Origin of the sequence: Massilia sp. ZL223 (assembly GCF_018119395.1) — a bacterium.
In the GTDB taxonomy this organism is placed as follows: domain Bacteria; phylum Pseudomonadota; class Gammaproteobacteria; order Burkholderiales; family Burkholderiaceae_D; genus Telluria.
Genome location: NZ_JAGPWD010000053.1, coordinates 1 through 22,427 on the forward strand (window position 1 = coordinate 1; position 22,427 = coordinate 22,427).

At 68.4% G+C, this 22,427-nt stretch carries 20 protein-coding genes; 17 read left to right on the top strand and 3 right to left on the bottom strand.

What is annotated here, in order from left to right; all coding sequences use genetic code 11:
* Positions 1 to 52 precede the first annotated feature (52 nt).
* The 8 genes from KBW95_RS22860 to KBW95_RS22895 all read left to right on the top strand — a co-directional run bounded on the left by KBW95_RS22860 (position 53) and on the right by KBW95_RS22895 (position 9,214).
* On the top strand, positions 53 to 769 hold the full coding sequence (locus KBW95_RS22860) for a PEP_CTERM-anchored TLD domain-containing protein (RefSeq protein WP_211529407.1): 717 nt from the start codon (positions 53 to 55) through the stop codon (positions 767 to 769).
* A 117-nt stretch (positions 770 to 886) separates the two neighbouring features.
* Positions 887 to 1,939 carry a TIGR03790 family protein gene (locus KBW95_RS22865; protein WP_373888845.1) on the top strand — a complete coding sequence of 351 codons (1,053 nt, stop codon included), beginning with the start codon at positions 887 to 889 and terminating at the stop codon, positions 1,937 to 1,939.
* Positions 1,940 to 2,057: 118 nt separating this feature from the next.
* A complete protein-coding gene (locus KBW95_RS22870) occupies positions 2,058 to 3,332 on the top strand; it encodes an amidohydrolase family protein (RefSeq protein ID WP_373888846.1) in 1,275 nt (424 codons plus the stop codon).
* A gap of 52 nt (positions 3,333 to 3,384) precedes the next feature.
* A complete protein-coding gene (locus tag KBW95_RS22875) occupies positions 3,385 to 3,825 on the top strand; it encodes an FKBP-type peptidyl-prolyl cis-trans isomerase (RefSeq protein WP_211529408.1) in 441 nt (146 codons plus the stop codon).
* 170 nt (positions 3,826 to 3,995) lie between these two features.
* Complete coding sequence (locus KBW95_RS22880; RefSeq protein WP_211529409.1) at positions 3,996 to 6,989, top strand: ExeM/NucH family extracellular endonuclease; 2,994 nt, start codon at positions 3,996 to 3,998, stop codon at positions 6,987 to 6,989.
* A 13-nt stretch (positions 6,990 to 7,002) separates the two neighbouring features.
* The gene (locus KBW95_RS22885; RefSeq protein ID WP_211526788.1) at positions 7,003 to 7,590 is read left to right on the top strand and encodes an NF038129 family PEP-CTERM protein; all 588 of its coding nucleotides are present in this window, start codon (positions 7,003 to 7,005) and stop codon (positions 7,588 to 7,590) included.
* A 162-nt stretch (positions 7,591 to 7,752) separates the two neighbouring features.
* Entirely contained in the window at positions 7,753 to 8,475 is a 723-nt protein-coding gene (locus tag KBW95_RS22890) for a winged helix-turn-helix domain-containing protein (RefSeq protein WP_211529410.1), read from the top strand.
* Positions 8,476 to 8,479: 4 nt separating this feature from the next.
* Positions 8,480 to 9,214 carry a LuxR C-terminal-related transcriptional regulator gene (locus KBW95_RS22895; RefSeq protein WP_373888847.1) on the top strand — a complete coding sequence of 245 codons (735 nt, stop codon included), beginning with the start codon at positions 8,480 to 8,482 and terminating at the stop codon, positions 9,212 to 9,214.
* A 29-nt stretch (positions 9,215 to 9,243) separates the two neighbouring features.
* Here KBW95_RS22895 and KBW95_RS22900 read toward each other — a convergent pair whose 3' ends face one another.
* Positions 9,244 to 9,558, bottom strand: a complete 315-nt coding sequence (locus tag KBW95_RS22900; protein WP_211526786.1) for a hypothetical protein — start codon at positions 9,556 to 9,558, stop codon at positions 9,244 to 9,246.
* A gap of 307 nt (positions 9,559 to 9,865) precedes the next feature.
* On the opposite strand from KBW95_RS22900, the gene KBW95_RS22905 reads away from it, so the two are divergent.
* Positions 9,866 to 10,288 carry a hypothetical protein gene (locus tag KBW95_RS22905; RefSeq protein ID WP_211529411.1) on the top strand — a complete coding sequence of 141 codons (423 nt, stop codon included), beginning with the start codon at positions 9,866 to 9,868 and terminating at the stop codon, positions 10,286 to 10,288.
* Positions 10,289 to 10,385: 97 nt separating this feature from the next.
* Here KBW95_RS22905 and KBW95_RS22910 read toward each other — a convergent pair whose 3' ends face one another.
* Together KBW95_RS22910 and KBW95_RS22915 are read right to left on the bottom strand one after the other, a co-directional pair.
* On the bottom strand, positions 10,386 to 13,532 hold the full coding sequence (locus KBW95_RS22910) for a S8 family serine peptidase (protein ID WP_307727677.1): 3,147 nt from the start codon (positions 13,530 to 13,532) through the stop codon (positions 10,386 to 10,388).
* Positions 13,533 to 13,557: 25 nt separating this feature from the next.
* Positions 13,558 to 14,310: an NF038120 family PEP-CTERM protein gene (locus KBW95_RS22915; protein WP_211529412.1), complete on the bottom strand. Its 753-nt coding sequence runs from the start codon at positions 14,308 to 14,310 to the stop codon at positions 13,558 to 13,560.
* 407 nt (positions 14,311 to 14,717) lie between these two features.
* On the opposite strand from KBW95_RS22915, the gene gspG reads away from it, so the two are divergent.
* From gspG to KBW95_RS22955, 8 genes are all read left to right on the top strand, one after another.
* Positions 14,718 to 15,155, top strand: coding sequence for a type II secretion system major pseudopilin GspG (gspG, locus tag KBW95_RS22920; RefSeq protein ID WP_211529413.1), 438 nt, complete (start codon positions 14,718 to 14,720; stop codon positions 15,153 to 15,155).
* A 42-nt stretch (positions 15,156 to 15,197) separates the two neighbouring features.
* Positions 15,198 to 16,385, top strand: a complete 1,188-nt coding sequence (locus KBW95_RS22925) for a type II secretion system F family protein (protein ID WP_211526782.1) — start codon at positions 15,198 to 15,200, stop codon at positions 16,383 to 16,385.
* On the top strand, positions 16,382 to 18,079 hold the full coding sequence (locus KBW95_RS22930) for a GspE/PulE family protein (RefSeq protein WP_211529414.1): 1,698 nt from the start codon (positions 16,382 to 16,384) through the stop codon (positions 18,077 to 18,079). Before KBW95_RS22925 ends, KBW95_RS22930 begins: the two co-directional genes overlap by 4 nt.
* The gene (locus tag KBW95_RS22935) at positions 18,072 to 18,884 is read left to right on the top strand and encodes a hypothetical protein (protein WP_211529415.1); all 813 of its coding nucleotides are present in this window, start codon (positions 18,072 to 18,074) and stop codon (positions 18,882 to 18,884) included. Before KBW95_RS22930 ends, KBW95_RS22935 begins: the two co-directional genes overlap by 8 nt.
* A complete protein-coding gene (locus KBW95_RS22940) occupies positions 18,881 to 19,426 on the top strand; it encodes a PilN domain-containing protein (RefSeq protein WP_211529416.1) in 546 nt (181 codons plus the stop codon). Before KBW95_RS22935 ends, KBW95_RS22940 begins: the two co-directional genes overlap by 4 nt.
* Entirely contained in the window at positions 19,423 to 19,998 is a 576-nt protein-coding gene (locus KBW95_RS22945; protein WP_229429959.1) for a hypothetical protein, read from the top strand. Before KBW95_RS22940 ends, KBW95_RS22945 begins: the two co-directional genes overlap by 4 nt.
* Positions 19,995 to 20,531: a hypothetical protein gene (locus tag KBW95_RS22950; protein ID WP_211526778.1), complete on the top strand. Its 537-nt coding sequence runs from the start codon at positions 19,995 to 19,997 to the stop codon at positions 20,529 to 20,531. The genes KBW95_RS22945 and KBW95_RS22950 overlap by 4 nt, the downstream gene beginning before the upstream one ends.
* On the top strand, positions 20,531 to 22,427 hold a 1,897-nt coding region (locus KBW95_RS22955; protein WP_211529417.1), incomplete at its 3' end, for a secretin N-terminal domain-containing protein. The genes KBW95_RS22950 and KBW95_RS22955, both read left to right, overlap by 1 nt.

Below are 22,427 nucleotides of genomic sequence, written 5' to 3' on the forward strand. Positions count from 1 at the left end.
GCTCGGACGCGGGCATACAATGAACCGACGAGAATCCCGAGCGAGGTTCATCATGAAGACGATCGTTGCGACGGGCGCGCTGGCCGCGGCCCTGGCGGGCTGGGCATTGCCGGCCCAGGCACAGACCCCCTCCCTGCTGGATCCCGTCCTGCACGGCCAGCTCGAACGCTGGCTCGGGGCGGGCGAGCTACAACTGGACAACATCTATACCCGCCAGACCGGCCATTTCGCGACGGACTTCCACGCGGCGGCCGACGGCAAGGGTGACACTTTTACCCTGATGCAGGTGAGCGACGATCAAGGCGGCAGCTGGCTGGTCGGCGGCTACAACCCGGTCAGCTGGTCCACCACCGACGGCTGGCACATCGCTGCCAGCCAGTGGGAGCGCACCGCCTTCATCTTCAACTACACCGACCCGCAGGTCCTGCGGCCGGTGCCGGTCACCCACAGCCTGCCGAGCCAGGGCGCCAAGCTGACCTACAACTGGCCGGACCATGGACCCACCTTCGGCCAAGGACCCGACCTGTTCGTCAGCGAGGATCTCTCGTCCACCCTGTCCTGGCAGCTGACCTATGGCGATCCGGCCCTGCAGGGGCGCAGCCTGATCGACGGCACCTACGGCGGCCAGTTGCGGCGCATCGACGCGCTCGAGGTCTATTCGGTGGCGGTGATTCCCGAGCCGCATACCTGGGCCATGCTGGCGGGCGGTCTCGGCGTGGTGGGCTGGGCGGCGCGCCGGCGCAAGGCGCAGGGCGCGGCGCGCAGCTAGCCTCGTCGAAGCGCAGCCATTCGTGACAGGGACTGCGGCAGAGCTATGGCATGATGGGGGAAGCAGTTCGCCTTCGGCACGAAGGCGAAGCTCCTTTTGCCAGAGGCCGACCGATCCATGACTTCGCATCTTGCCGTGCGCCTGCGCGACCGTGTTCTCTCCCTCCTGATTGCCCTGTGCGCCATGTGCGCCCTGAGTGTCCTGACCAGCGCTGAAGCCGCCGCGGCCCTGCGCCCGGAACAGCTGGCCATCGTCATCAACGACGCGGAACCGAACAGCGTGGCCGTCGGCGAGTACTACCGCAAGCGGCGCAGCATCCCCAAGGCGAATGTCGTGCACGTCAGTATTCCCGGCAAGCCGCAACGCATCAGCCTGGAGCGCTTCCGCCTGCTCAAGGAAGAGATCGACGGCAAGCTGGGGCCGCAGGTGCAGGCGGTGCTGATGGTCTGGACCGCGCCCTATGCGGTCGACTGCAATTCGATCACGGGCGCCTACAGCCTCGGCTTCGACGCTTCCCAGTGCAGCAAGACCTGCGCCGCCGGCACGCCCAGCCCGTATTTCAACGTCAAGTCGAAGGCGCCGTTCACCGACCACGAGGTCCGGCTGTCGATGCTGCTGCCGACCGAATCGGTCGAGCAGGCCAAGGCGCTGATCGACCGCGGCGTGGCGGCCGGTTTCCGCACCTTGCCGGCTACCGCCTATTACCTGGCGACCTCGGAGAAAGCGCGCAACTCGCGCGCCGGTTTCTTCCCGCCGCAGGGCAAGGTGGCGGCGCGCCGCCTCACGCTCAAGCCCATGCAGGCCGACGTGCTGGAAGGCGCCCGGGACATCATGATCTACCAGACCGGCATGGCCCAGGTGGCCAAGCTCGAGACCCTGAAGTTCATGCCGGGCGCGCTGGCCGATCACCTGACCTCGCTCGGCGGCGACCTGCTCGGGACCTCGCAGATGAGCAGCCTGCGCTGGCTGGAGGCGGGCGCCACCGCCAGCTACGGCACCGTGAGCGAGCCCTGCAACCACTGGCAGAAATTCCCCAATCCCGCCGTGCTGCTGCGCCACTACCTGTCCGGCGACAGCGCCATCGAAGCTTATTGGAAGAGCGTGGCCTGGCCGGCCCAGGGGCTGTTCATCGGCGAACCGCTGGCCGCGCCGTATCGCGGCCGCCGCTGAGGGCCGGAGCCTTCTCATCCCTGCGCGCCATCTGGACGTGCGCACGCGATCCCGGTATAACCTTGCATTCGGTTCATATTTTGACAATGCGGGGGACTTCTTGAAGCGTAAATATGGTGTGACATGGCGTATCGCGCCACTGTGCATGGCGCTGCTGGCCTGGCCGGGTGCGCAGGCCGCCGACGTGATCATCACGGCAGACCGGCTGCTCGACGTACGCGCGGGACGCATGATCGCGAATCCCGAGATCCTGGTGCGCGACGGCCGCGTCGTCAGCCTCAAGCGCGATGCTGGGACGCCGGCTGCCGCCGGCGCCACGCGCATCGCCTTGCCCGGCATGACCCTGGTGCCGGGCCTGATCGACATGCACGTGCATCTCGACTCCGACCCCACCTATGGCGGCTACAGCTACCTCGAATACAACGACCGCTTCTGGTCGGCGCTCAGCGTTGCCCACGCCGGCAAGACCCTGGACGCCGGCTTCACCACCGTCCGCAATGTCGGCGCCTCCGACTGGAACGACGTCGGGCTGAGCCAGGCCATCGCCGCCGGCAAGGTGCGCGGCCCGCGCATCATCCCTGCCGCCTGGTCTTTCGGACCCACCGGCAGCCACTGCGACAGCACCTATTTCCCGCCGTCGATGGAAGAGAAGAACCCGTACACGGCCGACGGTCCGGAGGAAGTGCGCAAGTCGGTGCGTGCGCTGCGCAAGTACGGCGCCCAGGTGATCAAGGTCTGCGCCACCGGCGGCGTGTTTTCGCGCAACACGGAACCTGGCCAGCAGCAGATGAGCTACGCCGAACTGCGCGCGGCGGTCGAGGAAGCCGCCCAGTGGGGCCTGAAGGTGGCGGCCCACGCGCACGGGGCGGCCGGCATCAAGGATGCGATCCGCGCCGGCGTGACCACCATCGAGCACGCCAGCCTGATCGACGACGAAGGCATCGCGCTGGCGAAGAAGCATGGCGCCTGGCTGTCGATGGACATCTATAACGGCGACTACACGGCGCTTGAGGGCAAGAAGAACGGCGTCCTCGAGGACAACCTGCGCAAGGACCGCGAAGTCACCGAGATCCAGCGCCAGAACTTCAAGCGTGCGCACGCGGCCGGGGTCAAGATGGTCTACGGCACCGACGCGGGCGTGCACCCGCACGGCGGCAACGGCAAGCAGTTCGCCGTCATGGTCAAGTACGGCATGACGCCGCTGCAGGCCATCCAGAGCGCCACCATCAACGCCGCCGAGGCGCTGGCCAGGAAGGATCTGGGCGTGGTCGAAGCAGGGCGCTTCGCCGACATGGTGGCCGTCAAGGGCGACCCGACGGCGGACGTGCGCCTGCTGGAGGCGCCGGCCGTCGTGATCCAGGGCGGGGTCGTGGTCAAGGGCAGCGCGCCCTGAGCCGAAGCTTCTGATTCCACTTACCGACAATACCTACAACACGAAAGACAACATGAAAAAACTGCTGACCACCTGCCTCATCGGCGCCACCCTGGCGCTCTCCGTCACCGCCTGCAAGCGCGCCGATGCGCCGGCCCAGGCCGAAGCGGGCACTGTGGCCTTCCAGAAGATCGACTCCGTGACCGGCACCGGCAAGGAAGCCGTGTCCGGATCGACCGCCGTGGTCAACTATACGGGCTGGCTCTACGATCCCAAGGCCGAGATGCAGCGCGGCGCCCAGTTCGATTCCTCGGTCGGGCGCTCGCCGTTCAGCTTCCAGGTCGGCGGCGGCCAGGTCATCACGGGCTGGGACGTGGGCGTGGAAGGCATGAAGGTGGGCGGCAAGCGTACGCTCATCGTGCCCGCCAGCATGGGCTATGGCGCCGGCGGCGCAGGGCCGATTCCGCCTAACGCGACCCTGGTGTTCGAGGTGGAGTTGCTGGACGTGCGCTGAGCACCGGACATCCGGCATCCAGGAAGTTCCGATCTCACATGAGGAGGGGATGCGACGATTGGTCCGAACGGACTAATCAGTGGTCATGATGTTGTCAATATGCGCATTTAATATGCATTTTGTTAATTTTCCGCATTGTGCATATCCGCGTCCCCACCACAGGAACTTCCATGACGACATTCGCAGCCCTTCCATCCCCGCGCCGTATGCTGCTGGCCAGCTTGCTGGCCAGCCTTGCCGCCTCCGCCTCCGCCTTCGCCGCTCCCGGCGGCGGCGTCGTGATCAGCCAGGTCTACGGCGGCGGCGGCAACAGCGGCGCCACCTGGAACCGCGACTACATCGAACTGTTCAACCGCAGCGGCGCGCCGGTCAGCCTGGCCAACATGAGCGTGCAATACCAGTCGGCCACGGGCACCACCTGGCAGGCGATCGCGCTGCCGAGCGTGACCCTGGAGGCGGGCCAGTATTTCCTGGTGACGGCCGGCACCAACAGCACCTCGGTCGGCGCCAACCTGGCGCTGGGCGACCAGACCGGCGGCATCAACCTGTCGGGCACCTCCGGCAAGGTGGCGCTGTCGCGCATCCCGACCGCGATGCAGACCGCCGACGGCGGCTCGGACGTGATCGACCTGGTCGGTTTCGGCAGCGCCAACCGCTTCGAGGGAACGGTCGCGCCGTCGCCTTCGAACACCACCGCGCTGCACCGCGCGGCGCTGGGCTGCACCGACAGCGACAACAACGGCACCGACTTCAGCGCCGTGGCGGCCACGGCCCCGCGCCGCGCCGGCTCGCCGCTGAACAACTGCGGCGGCCCGGTGGCGGCCCCGATCGTCCTGTCCTGCCCGGCGGGCGTCGCGACCCAGTTCGGCAGCGCGATCACGGCCCTGCTGTCGGCCACCGACGCGGACAGCGCCGTCAACAGCGCGGTCATCCTGTCCGGCGCCGCGCCCGGCATCAGCCTGGTCGGCGCGAGCCCGGCCGGCGGCACCGGCGGCAAGATGGAAGTCACCCTGCAGGTGGACGCCTCTGTGGCCGCCGGCAAGTATCCGGTCAAGGTCCAGTTCGGCAATAGCGACGGCCAGACGGATTCCTGCACGGTCAACGTGGCCGTGGCGGGGGAGGCGACCATCCCCCAGATCCAGGGATCGCAAGCCGCCAGCAGCTACAACGGCGTGGTCATGAGCACCCAGGGCGTGGTCACCGCCAAGGTCGGCAGCGGCTTCTTCCTGCAAGACCCGAACGGCGACGGCGACCCCTCGACCTCGGACGCGATCTTCGTGTTCGGCGCCCAGGCCGCCGGCTCGGTCGCGGTCGGCGACCTGGTCAAGGTCACCGGCACCGTGGACGAGTACAAGCCGAGCGGCGCGGCCCGCACCTACACCGAGCTGAAGGACATCTCCGCCGTCGCCAAGCTGGGCAGCGGCCACACCATCGCCCCGACCAATGTCGGCCTGCCGAACGCCGACCTGGCGCGCCATGAAGCCATGCTGGTGCGCTTTACCACGCCGCTGACCGTCAACCAGAACAAGTACCTGGGCGAGCGCGGCGAACTGACCCTGGCCTACGGCCGCCGCGAGAACCCGACCAACCGCTACCCGGCCGGCTCGCCGGAAGCCGCGGCGCTGCAGGCCGAGAACGCCGCCAACGAGCTGGTGCTCGACGACGGCCTGTTCACCACCCCGGCCACGATGCCCTACCTGGCGCCGGACGGCACCGTGCGCGCCGGCGACACCGTGACGGACCTGACCGGCGTGCTCGATTTCGGCGCCATCGGCGGCGGCGGCGCGGCCTTCAAGCTGCAGCCGACCGAGACCCCGGTGTTCTCGCGCACCAACGAGCGCCTGCCGGCGCCGGTGCTGCCGGCCGGCGTCAAGGTCGCCAGCGCCAACGTGCTGAACTTCTTCACCACCTTCACCGACGGCAAGGACGCCTGGGGCCGCAGCGGCCAGGGCTGCACCATCGGCAGCCGCACCAGCGCCAGCGAGTGCCGCGGCGCCGACAACACCGAGGAATTCGTGCGCCAGCGCGACAAGATCGTCGCTTCGCTCAAGAACCTGGACGCGGACGTGGTCGGCCTGATGGAAATCCAGAACAACGGCGACGCCGCCGTCGGCTACCTGGTCGAGCAGCTCAACGCCGCCTACGGCAAGGCCACCTATGCGGTGGTGCCGAAGCCGGCCGCGACCGGCACCGACGCGATCCGCGTGGCGATGATCTACAAGCCGGCGGCGGTCACGCTGGTGGGCGGCGCCCTGTCCGACGGCGACGTCATCAACAACCGTCCGCCGATGGGGGCCACCTTCAAGTCGCTGGCCAGCGGCGGCAAGTTCTCGCTGATCGTCAACCACTTCAAGTCCAAGGCCAGCTGCGGCGGCGCCGGCGAGGGCAACACCGATCCGGGCAACGGCCAGGGCTGCTGGGACAAGACCCGCACCCAGCAGGCGCAGCGCCTCGCGACATACTTCATCCCGCAAGTGGTGGCGGCCGCCAACGATCCGGACGTGCTGGTGATCGGCGACCTGAACGCCTACGGCTTCGAAAACCCGATCAATTACCTGACCGGCAGCGCCGGCCTGGTGAACCAGATCGAACGCTTCGTGCGTCCGCACGGCACGCCGTATTCCTATGTCTTCGACGGCCAGTCGGGCTACCTCGACCACGCCCTGGCCAGCAGCTCGCTGAGCGGCCAGGTGGCCGGCGCGGCCGAATGGCACAACAACGCCGACGAACCGGAAGCGATCGACTACAACCTGGGCGACACGCCGCAAGACCAGTTCACCATGGATCCGTACCGCGCGTCCGACCACGATCCGGTGGTGGTGAGCCTGGCCCTGACCCCGACCTTCACGGACGTCAGCGGCTCGGCCAGGATGGCGATCGGCGGCTTCAGCATCAACCGCCTGACCGGCAAGTACAGCGGCACGGTGACCATCACCAACACCAGCGGCCAGCCGATCAACGGTCCGCTGCACTTCCTGCTGCAAGGCCTGCCGGCCGGCGTGAGCCTCGATAACAAGACCGGCATGCAAGGCGCCTCGCCCTACATCAGCTTGCCGAACGCCGCGATCGCGGCCGGCGCCTCGGTGAGCGTGGGCACCACCTTCAGCAACCCGGGCAAAGTCAGCATCACCTATACGCCGAAACTGTTCAACGGCACGTTCTAAGGAAACCGACACCATGATGAAAGCACTCTTCCTGCGCGCCATGCTGGCGCTGGCCATGACGATCGGCGCATCCGGCGCCATGGCCGAGCCGGTCTACCGCGTGACCCTGGATACTTCCGAGTATGCGGGGACCAGCGGCTTCCTCGACTTCGGCTACAACGGCCCCGGCGACGCCGGCCCGGGCCTGGCCCGCGTCACCAACCTGGCCGGCGACTTCTTCGGCGCGCCGATGCTGGAAGGCGGCGCCAGCGGCGATGTGGTCAACGGCATCGAACTGGTCAACACGACCGGCTACAACTTCTTCGACCAGGCGGTGAACTTCACCGATGCGCTGAGCTTCGACATCTACCTCGATCCGCTGGCCGGCATTAACGGGATGGTGTTCAGCGTGGCCCTGTTCAATGCGGACTTCAACGCCTACCTGGGCGGCGCGGGCAATCTGCTCGAGATCTCGGTGCTGCCGGGCGTGCCGGCGGAAGTGATCGTGGTGCCGGGCGCGCCGCTGGATGTGATCGCCGTGCCGGAACCGCGCGACTGGGCGCTGGTGCTCACCGGACTGTTGCTGATCGGCTTCACGCGCCGCATGCGCCGGCAGCGCTGATCCGGTCCAGGGGACCGCTTGAACAACACCTGCCCGAGGGCAGGTGTTTTTATTTGTGCAATTTATTCGCAAAATGTATTAATTCTTAAACGAAATTGTATTGTTCAGCCGCGGGGGCTTGCGGCATATTCGGCCCATTGTCATACAGACAGTGTGCGCACCATGTCAGCCCATGTATTCGTGGTCGATCCCGACCCTTTCACCCAGCAGTTGCTGACGCAGAACCTGAACAGTGCCGGGCATGCGGTCGCCTGCTGTGCGGATGCCGAATCGGCCCTGGTCCTGCTCGACGAGCAGCTGCCCGACCTGATCGTCCTCGAGTGGGACCTGGACGGGCAAAGCGGCGAAGCCCTGGTGCGCCGCCTGCGCGCCCGCGCCCGCACGCGCGACCTGCCGGTCATCATGCTGAGCGCGCGCGCGGCCGAGCACGACAAGATCATGGCGCTCGAATCGGGCGCCGACGACTACCTCACCAAGCCCTGCAGCCCGCGCGAACTGCTGGCGCGCATGGGCGCGGTGCTGCGCCGCCGCGCGCCGCTGCCGGCCGAGGACACCATCCAGCTGGCCGGGCTGCGGCTCGATCCCGCGACCCAGCGGGTGACGGCCGGCGCGCGCCGGATTCCCCTGGGGCCGGTCGAATTCCGGCTGCTCAACTTCCTGATGCACCATCCGGAGCGCGTGCACACCCGCTCGCAACTGCTCGACCAGGTCTGGGGTCGCCATGCGGTGCTGGACGAACGCACCGTCGACACCCACGTGGGCCGCCTGCGCAGCGCGCTCCAGGCCAGCGGCCACCAGCGCCACATCGAAACCGTGCGCGGCACCGGCTACCGCTTCGTGGCCTGGAACGTGCAGGCGCGCCTCGGCTGGCCGACGGCGGCCTGAACCTGTGGTCATTCTGAGCAAGCTGGAGCAGGAATACCTGCTGCGGACGATCGAGTCCGGCATGGATCTGGCCGATTTGCGCCAGCTGTTCCTGTGGGCGCAGGGGCCGCTGCAATCGCTGCTGCCGCACGAAGCGCTGCTGTGCATGCAGGTGGACGGCGCGGGGCAGGTACAGCGCAGCGAGTGCCTGCACCGCAGGCTGCTGGATGCCGCCGCGCTCGGATTGCTGCATGGGGAGCTGGGGCCGCGCCTGGCGCAGGCCTGGCGCGGCGGACGCGCGCAGCCGGCGGTGCTGGAGGCGGAGGAGGACGGCGGCCCGCTGGCGGCGTGCCGGGGCTTACTGCTCAGGAGCGGTTTCGAGAATGCGCTGGTGGTCGGCAGCGCGCCGGTGGAGGGGGCGGCGAGCGTGTTTGTGCTGCTCGGCCTGCCGTTCAGGCCGGGGGAGCGCCACGGCTACTTCCTGCAATTGCTGCTGCCTTACCTGCATATGGCGCTGCTGCGCCTGCCGGCCACGGCGCATGTCCGGCCGGGCCGCATGGCGCCGGAACGGGCGCTGTCGGCGCGCGAGGTGGCGATCCTGGAGCAGGTGCGCGAGGGGCGCTCGAATGAGGAGGTGGCGCAGTCGCTCGGGATCAGCGCGCTGACGGTCAAGAACCACCTGCAGCGCGTGTACCGGGTACTGGGAGTCGCAAACCGGGCTCACGCGGTGGCGCGCTGCCTGGAGCTGCGCCTGCTGTGAGCCGGGCCGGCGGCCCGGAGAAGACAGGATTACGACTGGGGCAGGCTGGCCTGCAGGGCGTCGCGGCGCTGGATGTCGAGACGGAAGGCCTCGGCATTGCCGTCGATGATGCGCAGGCTGCTGCAGCCTTCGGCAGCGCAGTCCGGCGCCGGCATGTTGGCGGCGACGCGCGGGGCGACCGGAGCGCCGGTGCTCGGGACGGCGGCGACGGCGGTGCTGCTGCTGGCGCTGACTGCCGCGGTCTGCGACTGGATTGCCTGGCTTTCCTGTTGGCCTGCGCCGCAAGCGGTCAGCAGGGCGGCGGTGGCGAGGGCGGCGATGGTGCGGAGGCTGAAGAATTTCATGATCTGATTGAGCAAGCTCGTCTGTAACGCTGCTTATTGTAGTGCGTAAATTTTTTCCAGTGCTCAATAATTTCCGTTAGCGAACAGCAAATATTAAAAAAATGAAATAAAGATCGCCGCATTTAGAAGCAGATGGGTGCAGATCGCTGATCTATCCTCAAGGCAATAAAAATACTTTACGGAAAATGTTTTTGTGTACGTGTTGTTGCCACGTGGCATTATCGCGACACCGGATTGTGTAGTGTTTTCATGCTGTAAAGAGCTGTGATTCGCTTGACCACACCGCGTGACGGCGCGAAGATGAGGCATGAACAAACTTCTACTCATCCTCTTGCTCGGCTGCGCCGCCTGCACGACCCAGGCGCAGGACCCGAAGCCTTCCACGCCCTCGGCGCCGCCCGCCGCCAGGTCCGACGCCCCGTCCAACCTGTTGACGCAGATCCGCGCGCTGACGGCGGACAAGACCTGCAGCGACACCAGCCAATGCCGCAGCCTGCCGATCGGCGCCATGGCCTGCGGCGGCCCGCAAGACTATTTGCCGTACTCGAGCTTGCGGACCGACGAGAAGGCGGTGCGCGAGCTGGCCGAGCGCTACAAGGCCGAGCGCCAGGGACAGATCGCCAAGCGGGGGGAGATGTCGATTTGCCGCTTCCACCCCGATCCGGGCGCAGTATGCGTGTCCGGGGCCTGCCAGCTCGGGGCATCGCCGGAAGCCGTGCAGGCGCGCTGATTCGGCATCCGATCATCTTGCCCGACAGGCAAAAAAAACCGCGTGCCAAGGCACGCGGTTTTTGTTTGAAGGGACCTTGCGGTCCCGTCGACCCTGATCAGATCTCGATATTGGTCGGGTTCTCGCGCGGCACCGGCTCGCCCACCGGCACCGGGCCATTGGTCTCGACCTGGAACACGGTCATCGACGCCGGGGCCTTGTTCTGGTCCAGCAGCTGCACGGCGCCCAGGAAGCGCTTGCCGGTCGGCAGGCCGAACCAGCTGGTGCTCACCGAGGCGGTGCTGCCCGCCACCACCTTCGCCGGCAGCAGCACCTTGAAGTTGCCGCCGCGATCGACGTTGGTCACGACCGCCGAGTGCAGCGAGAACTGGGTCGGCTGGCCGTCCGAGGTGCGGTAGCCCACGGTGCAGACCTTGTAGGTGCCGGCCGCCGGGACATTCAGGGTCACCAGCTCGTTCGAGGTGGTGTTGCCCGAATAGCCGATCAGCTTGCCGGCCGGCGACAGCAGGGCCAGGTCGAGGTCGTCCTTGCCGTTGCCGGTGGTGTCGCGGTCGAACAGCTCGAACTGCATGGTCAGGGCGCCGGCCGGCACCGTCACCGGGACCACCTGCACGCCGGCCGTGCCGGCGGCGCAGGCCGCTTCCACCTGGGCGGTGGTGCCGACCGAACCGCTGGTCGCCTGCACCACGCTGTGGCTGCTGCGGGTGATTTCCTTCAGGCCGCCGAAGGCCGCGCCCATCACGCCCGAGAAGCCGGTGCTCACGGTCATCGGCTTGCTGCCGTTGACACGGTCGCTCTGGATGAAGGTCGGTGCGATGATCGGCTTGCCGGAACGGGCCACGACCGGGCTCTTCACTACGTGGCTGCCGTCGGTCCACACCAGTTCGCCGAACTGCCAGACATTCTCGGGCGCGCCGTTGCGGGTCAGCTTGACGGTGAAGGAGCGGGTGGCGCCGGCCGGGATCGACAGGGAACTCGGGCTCAGCACCGCGGTGTAGCCCGGCACGTTGACCGTGCCGGTATAGGTCGCGTCCGCGCCGCCCACGTTGGTCACCGAGCGGTTCACGGTGACGGTGCCCAGCACGTTGTTGACCGAGATGGTCGGCAGGTTCAGGTTATAGCCCAGCATGGTGCCCGATGCGCACTGGCTGGCCACGCCGGCGCCGCACATGTATTTGCGGTAATCCACCTGGGTGGCGTTGTACACCAGGCCCGGATCGGACGCGCCATTCGGGTTGGCGTGGCCCGCGCCCTGGCCGAAGGGCAGGATGCCGCGGGTGTCGCCCGAGGCGATGGTGTCCGCGAAGGTCTGGGTCGCGGTGGTCATCAGGGCCGACTTGATCATCGCCGGGGTCCAGGTCGGATACTGCTGGCGCAGCAGCGCGGCCATGCCGGCCACGTGCGGGCTCGCCATCGAGGTGCCCTGGTAGGCAGCCTGGGCGGCCGGCGGCACGAAGGTGCCGACCAGGATACCCGCGCGATCGGCCTGGGTCAGCGCCGGGGTCACGCCGGCGATGATGTCCACGCCCGGCGCGGCCAGGTCCGGCTTGAGCACGTTGCCGTCGTAGCGGTTCGGGCCGCGCGAGGAGAAGCCGGCCACCACCGGGGCCTTGACGGCCGAGGTGCCGATCACGAACTTGCTCATCGAGGCGGTCGCGCCGGCGCCCGCGGCATAGGCCTTGATGGCGGCGCCGTCGGTCTGGTTGACGTGGACGGTCGGCACCGAGTGGATCTCGGCCACCAGGCCCACGCCGTTGTCGGCCTGGATCATGCCGACGCCGCCGGCTTCCTTGACCGCCAGGCTCTTGTCGACGCGCGCATTGGTGCCGCGGGTGCAGACCACGATCTTGCCGGCCACCTTGGATGGATCGAGGGCCGGCACGCCCTTGTTCTCGCCGGTGCTGTAGCACAGGCGCACGGCGTCGGCGCTGGCGCCCGCCATGCCGGCGTCTTCCGCCCGGATCACCGGCGCGGAAGGCAGGGGCGCGGTGTTCATCGAGGCGCCGGTGTACTTGGCGCCGTTACCCAGCAGTACGTCGGCCTGCAGCTCGCGGTTGTGGGTCGAGGCGGCGACGGTCGCCTGCCACGGGCTGACGTGGGCGACGGTGTTGGCCGGGCCGTTGTTGCCGGCCGAGGCGGCGACGAACACGCCGGCGTTCGAGGCGTTGAAGAAGGCTTGCTCGACCGGATCGGTGATCGCGGTGCCGCCGCTGATCGAGAAGTTGATCACGTGGACGCCGTCGGCCACCGCCTTTTCGATCGCGGCCACGCTGTCGCCGGTGTAGCAGCTGTTCTTGCGGCCGGTGGCTTCGGCCGGCTCGTCGTAGGTCCAGCACACCTTGTAGGAAGCGATGCGGGCGCGCGGCGCCACGCCGCTCATGGCGCCGACGGCGATGCCGCCGATGACCGCATCGGCGCCGTCGTTGCCGCCCGCGGTGCTGGCGGTGTGGGTGCCGTGGCCGCCTTCGCCGACGCTGCCGCCGATCGAGTCGCGCGGCGAGCGGAATTCGGTCCAGTGCGTGGTCTTGCCGACGCTGCGGTAGATGGCGTCGAAGAAGCGCGCGCCGATCAGCTTGTTGTTGCAGTGGCCGGCGTTCCAGCCTTCGCCCGTTTCGCAGGCGCCTTTCCAGCCGGCCGGGGCGGCGGTGTAGGCCACCGAGGCGCTGTTGTCGAAGGACGGCTTGCCGTTGCTGTCCACGCGGTCGGCGAAGGAAGGGCTTTCCGGCCACACGCCGCCGTCGACGATGCCGATGATGATGCCTTCGCCGGCGCCGGCCTTGCCGCCCAGCTTGCTCCACAGGCCGCCCGGCTTGTCCAGGCCGAGGAAGGTATGGGTCGAGGTGGTGGTCAGCTGGCGCGGGATGTCCGGGGTGACGGCGGCGACGTCGGTGCGCGCCATCAGGGTGCGCACTTCGGCGTCGGTCAGCATGGCGGCGAAGCCGTTCAGCACCACGCTGTAGTTATGCAGCACCGGCGCGCTGGACACGGCTTCCAGCACCACCTGCTGCTTGTTTTCCAGATAGCCGTTATACAGCTGGACGTCGCTCGAGGCCAGGTCGAGGCGTTCGCCCTCGGCCGGCTGGGTGGCGGGCAGGCCTTCGATGCCGCCGCTGTAGGAGGCGATCGGCTTGTCGGCCAGTTGCACGATATAGGGGCGGCGCAGGTCGTCGGCGCCGGCGTTCAGGGCCAGGCAGGACAGCGACAGCAGGACCGCGGCGGTGATCGGACGGAGTTTCATGTTCATGGTTTCCTCGTTCTGTCGTGTGCGTTCAGGCGGCTTTGCGGCGGCGGGCGCCGGCCAGGCCGAGCAGGCCCAGGCCGACCATCAGGGCGGAGGCCGGTTCCGGCACTTCGACCAGTTCCAGGTTATCGATGCCGAATTGGCCTTGCATGGTCTGGAAGGCCGAGCAGTTGCCGCCGGTGTCGCAGGTGAAGCCGAACATCAGCAGTTCGACGAACTTCTCGGCGGCGAACGAGGCGGTGGTGTTGTAGTGGCCGAACTGGAAGCCGGCCGCGGGCGGACGGCCGAACAGGAAGTCTTGCAGCGCATAGGTGCCGTTGGCGCGGATGCCTTGCAGGCGCAGGAAGCCCGGGTAGGTCGGGTAGCTGCCCAGGACCGTCGAGGCGCCGATGAAGCTGGCGTCGAGCGACTTGACCTGGAAGCTGCGGCCGGCGGTTTCCGAGGTGATGTCGATATAGCTGTCGTTCAGGGCGCCGTAGTACATGCTGGGGTTGTTCACCGGGCAGGCCATGTTGACGCAATAAGTCGGATCGGCGCCGTCGATGAATTCGCCCACGAAGTTGCCGGCGCCGCCCCCCGCCACGTTGGCGTAGAAACCAAAATTGAAACCGCTTTCCGAATACACCTGCGTGCCCTCGACCGGGCCGTAATAGCCCTCGAAGCCGATCACGCCGGCCTGGGCCGGTGCGGCGGCGAAGCTGGCCGCGCCCAGGGCTGCGGCTGCAAGTTTCTTGAAGGTACCACTGGGACGAGCTGCTGCGAAGTGCAATTTCCGGATCATGGTTGTGCCTTTATGGTTGGGTCTTGTCACGCCTGGATAGGGCGGGGCGAGCTGGGCTCTCTGCACCTGAACGGTCTCAGGATGACAATAAATATATCAACGGAAACAACTTATGTGAAAAGAATTTCAACGGTGAAAATTTTGAATTTGCAATGTTTGCGTAACAAAATTCGGTTTCCACTATGAAAATGTACGTATGCAATCAAACAGGGGAGTTGCGTATGCGCAGCGAATTGTTGCCATATTGGCACGCCTCAAGTGTGCTGCTTGGAGGTAAGGTGATACTGGCGGACTGCTTGCGCCGGAGGCCCCTGGCGCCCCGCACAAACAACAGTTGTCGGCATGGGGAAGGGCGTGGTAGCCTTCACCGCCGAAGCTTTTCATAAAAGCAATTTAGGAGTTGGTCGATGGTTGGAATGAAACAAGGCGCCGCCGCGCGACGCCGCGCGGGCTTCACCCTGCTGGAACTGCTGGTGGTCATCGTCATCATCGGCTTGCTTGCGGCCTATGTCGGTCCCAAGTATTTCTCCCAGCTGGGGAAGTCCGAAGTGACCGTGGCCAAGGCCCAGATCGAGGCCTTCGACAAGTCGCTCGACACCTACCGCCTGGACGTCGGCCGCTATCCGAGCGCCGAAGAGGGCCTGGGCGCCCTGATGACGGCGCCGCCCAGCGCCGGCGCCAAGTGGAATGGCCCCTACCTGAAGAAAGGCGTTCCCCAGGATCCATGGGGCCGCGCCTATCTGTACCGCTCGCCGGGCAGCAAGGCCGAGTACGAGATCCTGTCCCTGGGCAAGGATGGCCAGCCGGGCGGTAGCGGCGACAACGCCGACATCTCTTCGCAGTAAGCGGCGCTTTTTCTTCACGCAGACGCAGCAGCCGGGCCACCCATGCAGTTCGCCGTACGCACCCTTGCGCCCGACATGTCGATCGCGAATATCGTGGTCGACGCTTCCGACGCCCTCGATGCGCGCCGCCAGGTCGAGGCGCGCGGCCTGTTCGTCAGCAGCATCGAGCCGGCCGGCGGCGCGCGCCTGGCGCGCCAGCGCGGCGGCAAGCTGTCGCTGGTGCTGTTCAGCCAGGAACTGCTGGCCCTGCTCAACGCGGGCCTGGGCATCGTCGAGGGCCTGGAAGCCCTGCTCGAGAAAGAATCCACTCCCGCCGCGCGCAGCGTGCTCGAACGCCTGCTGGCCGGCCTGCGCGAAGGCAAGCGCTTTTCCGCGGTGCTGGCAAGCCAGCCCGAACTCTTCCCGCCGCTGTACGTGGGCATCGTGCGCGCCGCCGAAGGCACCAGCGACCTGCCGCGCGCGCTGGCGCGCTATATCGACTACCAGCAGCGCATCGACACCGTGCGCGCCAAGATCGTCAGCGCCTCCATCTATCCCGTGATCCTGCTGATGGTGGGCGGCGGCGTGAGCGCCTTCCTGATCGGCTACGTGGTGCCCAAGTTCGCCGAGGTCTATCACGGCGCGGGGCGCAACCTGCCGTGGATGTCGCAGCTGCTGCTCGACTGGGGCCAGTTCGCGGCGTCCCACGGCAGCGCGATCGGCGTGGCTGCCTTGCTGCTGGTGTCCGGCGCCGTCGCCGGCGCGCGGCGCCTGCTGCGAACCGGCGGCATGGCCAGGCTGCTGGCGCGCCTGCCGGGGATCGGCGAGCGCGCCCGCATCTACGAACTCTCGCGCCTCTATCTCACGCTCGGCATGCTGACCGAAGGCGGCATCACCATCGTCAACGCCATCGAGACGGTGCAGCCGATGGTGTCCGGCACGGTGCGCAAGGGCCTGGCCACGGCGCGCGCCGCCATCGAATCGGGCCAGCCGCTGTCGAGCGCCTTCGAGGCCAACGGCCTGACCACCCCGATCTCGCTGCGCATGCTGCGCGTGGGCGAGCGCACCGGTGAGATGGGACCCATGCTGACCCAGTCGGCCGCTTTCTACGACGGCGAGATCGGACGCTGGATCGACCGCTTCACCCGCACCTTCGAGCCGCTCCTGATGGCCGCCATCGGGCTGGTGGTGGGCGCCATCGTGGTGCTGCTGTACATGCCGATTTTCGACCTTGCCGGAGACATGTCGTGAACGCTCCCGAAGCTCCCGCAACCCTGGACGCCGCCGTGCTGGCGCGCGCCCGCGCCCAGGCCAGGGCCTCGCAGCGCGGGCTGGTGGCCGAACTGCAGGCGCTCAGCGGCGAGGATCCGCGCCGCCTGGTGCGCGCCCTGGCCGCGCCTTTCGCCATGCCGGTGATGGAAACGGCCGACATGCTGGCGCTGGCGCCGGCCTTCGACCTGCTGCCGCTGGCCCAGGCGCTGTCGCGCCATTGCGTGCTGCTGCGCGCACCGAACGGACGCCTGACCGGCGTGCTGGCCGATCCCTTCGACCTCGATTTGCAGACCTGGCTGGGCGCCCAGGCGCGCGCCACGCTGAAAAATCCGCTGGACCTGTGCCTGGCGCTGCAGGCCGATATCCAGGCCTACCTGTCCAAGCAGGAGGAGTCGGCGCGCGCCGTCGACAGCCTGGTGGGCGGGGCGGGGGATGCGCGGCGCGACGCCAAGACGGCCGCCGTGCTGTCCTTCGCCTCGGTGTCGGAAGCCGGCAGCCCGGCGGTCAAGCTGGTCAACTCCACCTTGTACGATGCGCTCAAGGCCGGCGCCTCCGACATCCACCTGGAGAGCACGGCCGGCGGCCTGGCGGTGAAATACCGGGTCGACGGGGTGCTCGACCACGCGGCCACGGTCGGCGGCATCGAGCTGGCCGAGCACATCATCTCGCGCCTGAAGGTGCTGGCCGAACTCGACATCGCCGAGCGCCGCGTTCCGCAGGACGGCAGCTTCCGGGTCGAATCCGGCGGGCGCGACATCGACCTGCGGGTCTCGATCATGCCCAGCATCCACGGCGAAGATGCGGTGATCCGTATCCTGGACAAGCGCGCCATGATCGAGTCCTACGGCTCGCTCACGCTGGAAGCCCTGGGCTTCGACGCGCCTTCGCTGGCGACCCTGCGCAGCCTGGCCCAGGAGGCCTACGGCATGCTGCTGGTGACCGGCCCGACCGGCTCGGGCAAGACCACCACCCTGTACGCGGCCCTGACCGAGATCCACAACGGGCGCGAGAAGATCATCACCATCGAGGACCCGGTCGAGTACCAGCTGCCCGGCATCCTGCAGATCCCGGTCAACGAAAAGAAGGGCCTGACCTTCGCCAAGGGCCTGCGCTCGATCCTGCGCCACGACCCGGACAAGATCATGGTCGGCGAGATCCGCGACCGCGAGACCGCCGAGATCGCGGTGCAGTCGGCCCTGACCGGCCACCTGGTCCTGACGACGGTCCACGCCAACAACGTGTTCGACGTGTTCGGGCGCTTCACCCACATGGGCATCGACCCGTATGCCTTCGTGTCGGCGCTGAACGGGATCTGGGCCCAGCGCCTGATCCGCATGAACTGCCCGCACTGCGGCGAACGCTACGATCCTTCGGACGCCGAGCTGGCCTCGGTGCACCTGGAGCGCCACGAGGTGGCCGACTACGTCTTCATGCGCGGCAAGGGCTGCGGCGACTGCCGCGGCACCGGCTACCGCGGCCGCCGCTCGATCGCCGAGATCCTCACGCTCAACGACGAGATCCGCGAGCTGATCGTCGACAAGCAGCCGATCCGCCGCATCAAGGCCGCCGCCCACGCCAACGGCACCCGCAGCCTGCGCCTGGCCGCGCTCGACCTGGTCAGGCGCGGCGCCACCACCATCGACGAAATCAAGCGAGTGACCCTGCATGCGTAGGCGTTTTGGACAATCCCTGCGCATCGGCCTGGCCGCGCACGGCGTGGCGCTGGTGCGTACCGGCCGCATGTTCGGCGGCGAACCCCTGGCCCTGGCCGAGCGCCACGGCGAGCTGAGTGCGCCCGACGGCATCGTGAGCGCCTTGAATGCGGTATTCGCCGACGACCTTGCGCCGGCGGGCTGGCCGGTGACCGTCGTCCTGGCCGACGACCTGGTGCGCCTGTGGCAAGTGCCGCCGCCGCCCGGCGCCAGCCGCCTGGGCGACCTGGAGGCGGCGGCCGCGCTGCGCTTCCAGCACCTGTTCGGCGGCGCGCTGGCCGACTGGCGCCTGAGCGCCGACTGGGATGCGGCGCGTCCCTTCCTGGCCGCCGCCGTGCCGGCCAGCCTGCTGGCCCAGCTCGAGTCGGCGGCGCGCAGCCACCGCTTCCACCTGGTCGAAGTGGTGCCGCAGTTCGTGGCGGCGATGAACGCCTGGCGGCGCGAGCGCCGTCCCGGCGCCTGGTTCGGCCTGGTGCAGGGCGGGGTGCTGTCGCTGGCCGCCTACGAAGGCCGCAGCCTGGCGGCGGTGCGTACCGCCGTGATTCCCGAAGGCGCCGACCGCGACTGGCTGGAAGCCCACGTGGCGCGCGAAGCGCTGCGGGTCGGCGTGGGCCGCCCGGAACGGCTGCAGCTGTGCGGTTCCGCGCCCGCCGGCTGGGCGAGCAGCGCCGGACGCCTGAAATTCGCCTGCACGCTGTTCGAGAACGATGAAGAGCAGGGCTGGACCGAGCTCGCGCGCCTGGCGCGCACGGGGAGCACGGCATGAGGCGCACCCGCATCGATTTCGCTCCGCGCAGCCTGCGCCGCCTGATGTTCCAGACGCCGCCGCGCATGCTCGCCTTGCTGGCGGGCGCACTGGTGACCTGCACCCTGGCCGGCGTCCATGGCTGGGACTATCTGGAGCAGCAGCGCGAGCTCGACGCCTTGCGCGCCGCGCTGGCCGCGCGCGTGGCGGCGCCGCCTCCCGTGGCCCAGGCGGCGCGCAAGGTCGTGGTGCCGGAGCAGCAGGCGAACGCCGTCAACGAGGCCGTCATGCAGCTGAACCTGCCCTGGCGCGACCTGTACGACACGGTGCGCGCCGCGACCCCGGCCTCGGTGGCGCTGCTGGCGCTCGAACCGGACGCCAAGCGCCGCACGGTGCGCCTGACGGCCGAAGCGAAGACCAGCGACGACATGTTCGCCTACGTCGCCAGGCTGCAGGAGCAGGCCTGGTTCACCAGCGTGGTGCTGACCCGCCACGAGGTGGCGGAGCAGGACCCGAACCGCCCGCTGCGCTTCCAGGTCAGCGCCCAGTGGGGTGAGCAATGAACCTGAACGCGATGAATTTGTCTTCCGCCTGGCTGCGCCTGCGGCTCGCGCTGCGCCGCGTGAATCCGCTGGTGGCGGGCATCCTGGGCTGCATGTTCGCCGGCGCGCTGCTCACCGGCTGGCTGCTCGGTGCGCGCGACCGCCTGGCGCTCGAGTACGAAGCGGCGCGCACCCAGGCGCGCGCCCCGGCGCCCGCCGCGCCGCCGGCGCCGCCGCCCACCAGCGACCAGAATTTGTCCGCCTTCTATGCCGCGCTCGGCGAACGGCGCGGCGTCGAACGCCAGCTCAAGGAGGTGTTTGCGCTCGCCGCCAGGCACGGCTTGAGCCTGCGGCAGGGCGAATACCGCAGCAGCTACGAGCGCAACGCCAAGCTGGCCACCTACCAGGTCAACCTGCCGGTCAAGGGCAGTTACACGGCCATCTGGCAGTTCGTGTTCGATACCCTGCGCGCGCTGCCGCACGTATCGCTCGACGATGTGAGCTTCCGCCGCGACAGCATCGGCGACCCCCAGGTCGAAGCGCGCGTGCGCATGACCTTCTATCTGGCGGCCACGCCGGGAGTGCCGCGATGAAGCCGCGCCATCTTGCCATGGGCGCGGCCCTGCTGGTGGCCGCCGGGCTGCTGGTGTTCGGCGACAGCTCGCCCGAGACCGAGGTGGCCGAGCCGGTCGAACGCGCGGCGGCGGCGCCGGCTTCGGCGGCTCCGGCTGCGCCTGCGCAGGTGGAGAAGGCCGGCGCGGCGGACCCGGTGGTGCAGCGCCTGATCCCGCGCGAGACCCTGATCGGCGGCGAGGACCGCTTCGGCGCCGGCGGCCAGGATGTGTTCGCGCGCCAGGACTGGACCCCGCCGCCGCCGCCACCGCAGCCGGCGCCGCCTCCGCCTCCGCCGAGCGCGCCGCCGCTGCCCTTCACCTTCATCGGCAAGTCGCTGCAGGACGGCGTCTGGCAAGTGTATCTGGCCAGGGGCGACCGCACCTACCTGGTGCGCGACAAGGAAGTCATCGACGGCACCTATCGCGTGGACGCGATCAAGCCGCCGGTCCTGACCCTGACCTATCTGCCGCTGGACAAGGTCCAGCAGCTCAATATTGGAGTATTCGACTGATGGTTCGTTCGCGGATTCACGCCTTCGGCGCCGGCCCCCTGACCCTGGCCGTGGCCTTGCTGCTCTCGGGCTGCGCGGCCCAGCGCGCCTACCAGGAAGGCAATGCGCTGCTCGCCCAGGACAAGGTGGCGGCGGGCCTGGCCAAGTACCAGGAAGCGGTGGCGGCCGATCCCACCAATCCGCTCTACAAGGCGGCCTGGCTGAACGCGCGCGACGGCGCCACCGCGCGCCTGCTGGGACAGGCCGACCGCGCGATGCAGGACGGCCAGGTGGAGCTGGCGGCCCAGGACTACCGCCGCGTGCTGGCGGTCGATCCCGCCAACGACCGCGCCCGCGCCGGCCTGCGCCAGGTCGAGGCCGACCGCCGCCACGGCGCCATGTTCGAGAGCGCCCGCGAAGCCTTCGACAAGAACGACGTGGAAGGCGCGCGCCTCAAGCTGAACGCCTTGCTGACCGAGCGCCCGTCGCACGAGCCGGCGCGCCAGCTGCTGGTGCGGGTCAACGAGAAGGCGATGGAAGAGCCCACCGGCGAAGCGGCCCTGGCCGCGGCCTACCGCAAGCCGATCAGCCTGGAGTTCCGCGAGGCCCCGCTGAAGCAGGTATTCGAGATCATCTCGCGCCACTCCGGCCTGAACTTCATCTTCGACAAGGACGTCAAGGCCGACCAGCGCACCTCGATCTTCCTGAAGAACAGCACGGTCGAGGCGGCGGTGTACTACCTGCTCATGACCAACCAGCTCGAGCGCCAGGTCATGGACGGCAACACCATCCTGATCTACCCGAACGTGGCGGCCAAGCTGAGGGAATACCAGGAGATGACGGTCAAGACCTTCTTCCTGGCTAATGCCGACGCCAAGAGCATCGCCAACACCTTCAAGACCATCCTCAAGGCGCGCGACGTGGTGGTGGACGAGAAGCTCAATCTCGTGATCCTGCGCGACAATCCGGAGGCGATCCGCGTCGCCACCCAGCTGGTGGCCCTGCAGGACGTGCCCGAGCCGGAAGTCATGCTCGACGTCGAGGTGCTCGAGATCAAGCGCAGCCGCGCCATGGAGCTCGGCGTGAACTGGCCGGCGGCGCTGCAGTTCGCGCCGCTGCAGACCTTCGACGGCGTGCCGCTGACGATCAACGAACTGCGCAACCTGAACCGCGACAACGTGGGCGTGGAAGGCTTCAGCGCCACCGCGCGCGCCAACAAGACCGATGGCGACTCGAACACCCTGGCCCACCCGCGCATCCGCGTGCGCAACAAGGAAAAGGCCAAGATCGTCATCGGCGACAAGATCCCGAACATCTCGGCCACGGTGTCGACCGGCGTGGGCGGCTTCGCGTCGGAGAACGTGAACTATGTCGACGTCGGCCTGACGCTCAACGTCGAGCCCACCATCCACCTGAACAACGAGGTGGCGATCCGCATCTCGCTCGAGGTCAGCTCGCTGGGCGAATCGGTGACCACGCGTTCCGGCTCGGTGGCCTACCGCATCGGCACCCGCTCGGCGACCACCTTGCTGCAGCTGAAGGACGGCGAGAACCAGGTGCTGGCCGGCTTGATCAGCAACGAGGACCGCTCCAGCGGCAACAAGGTGCCTGGCGTGGGCGACCTGCCGATCGTGGGCCGCCTGTTCGGCAGCCAGCGCGACAGCAACGACCGCACCGAGATCGTGCTGTCGATCACGCCGCGCCTGGTGCGCAACATCCAGCGGCCGCCGGCGGCCGCGTCCGAATTCGGCGCCGGCACCGAGGCCACTTTCCGCCGCCGTCCGGAGAACGTGGCGCGTGCGCCGGTCCAGCTGGCGCCGCCGAATCGTCCGGCGCTGCCGCCGCCCGCCCCGGCCCCCCCCCCCCCCCCCCCCCCCCCCCCCCCCCCCCGCCCGCCCCGCCCCCCGCCCCCCCCCC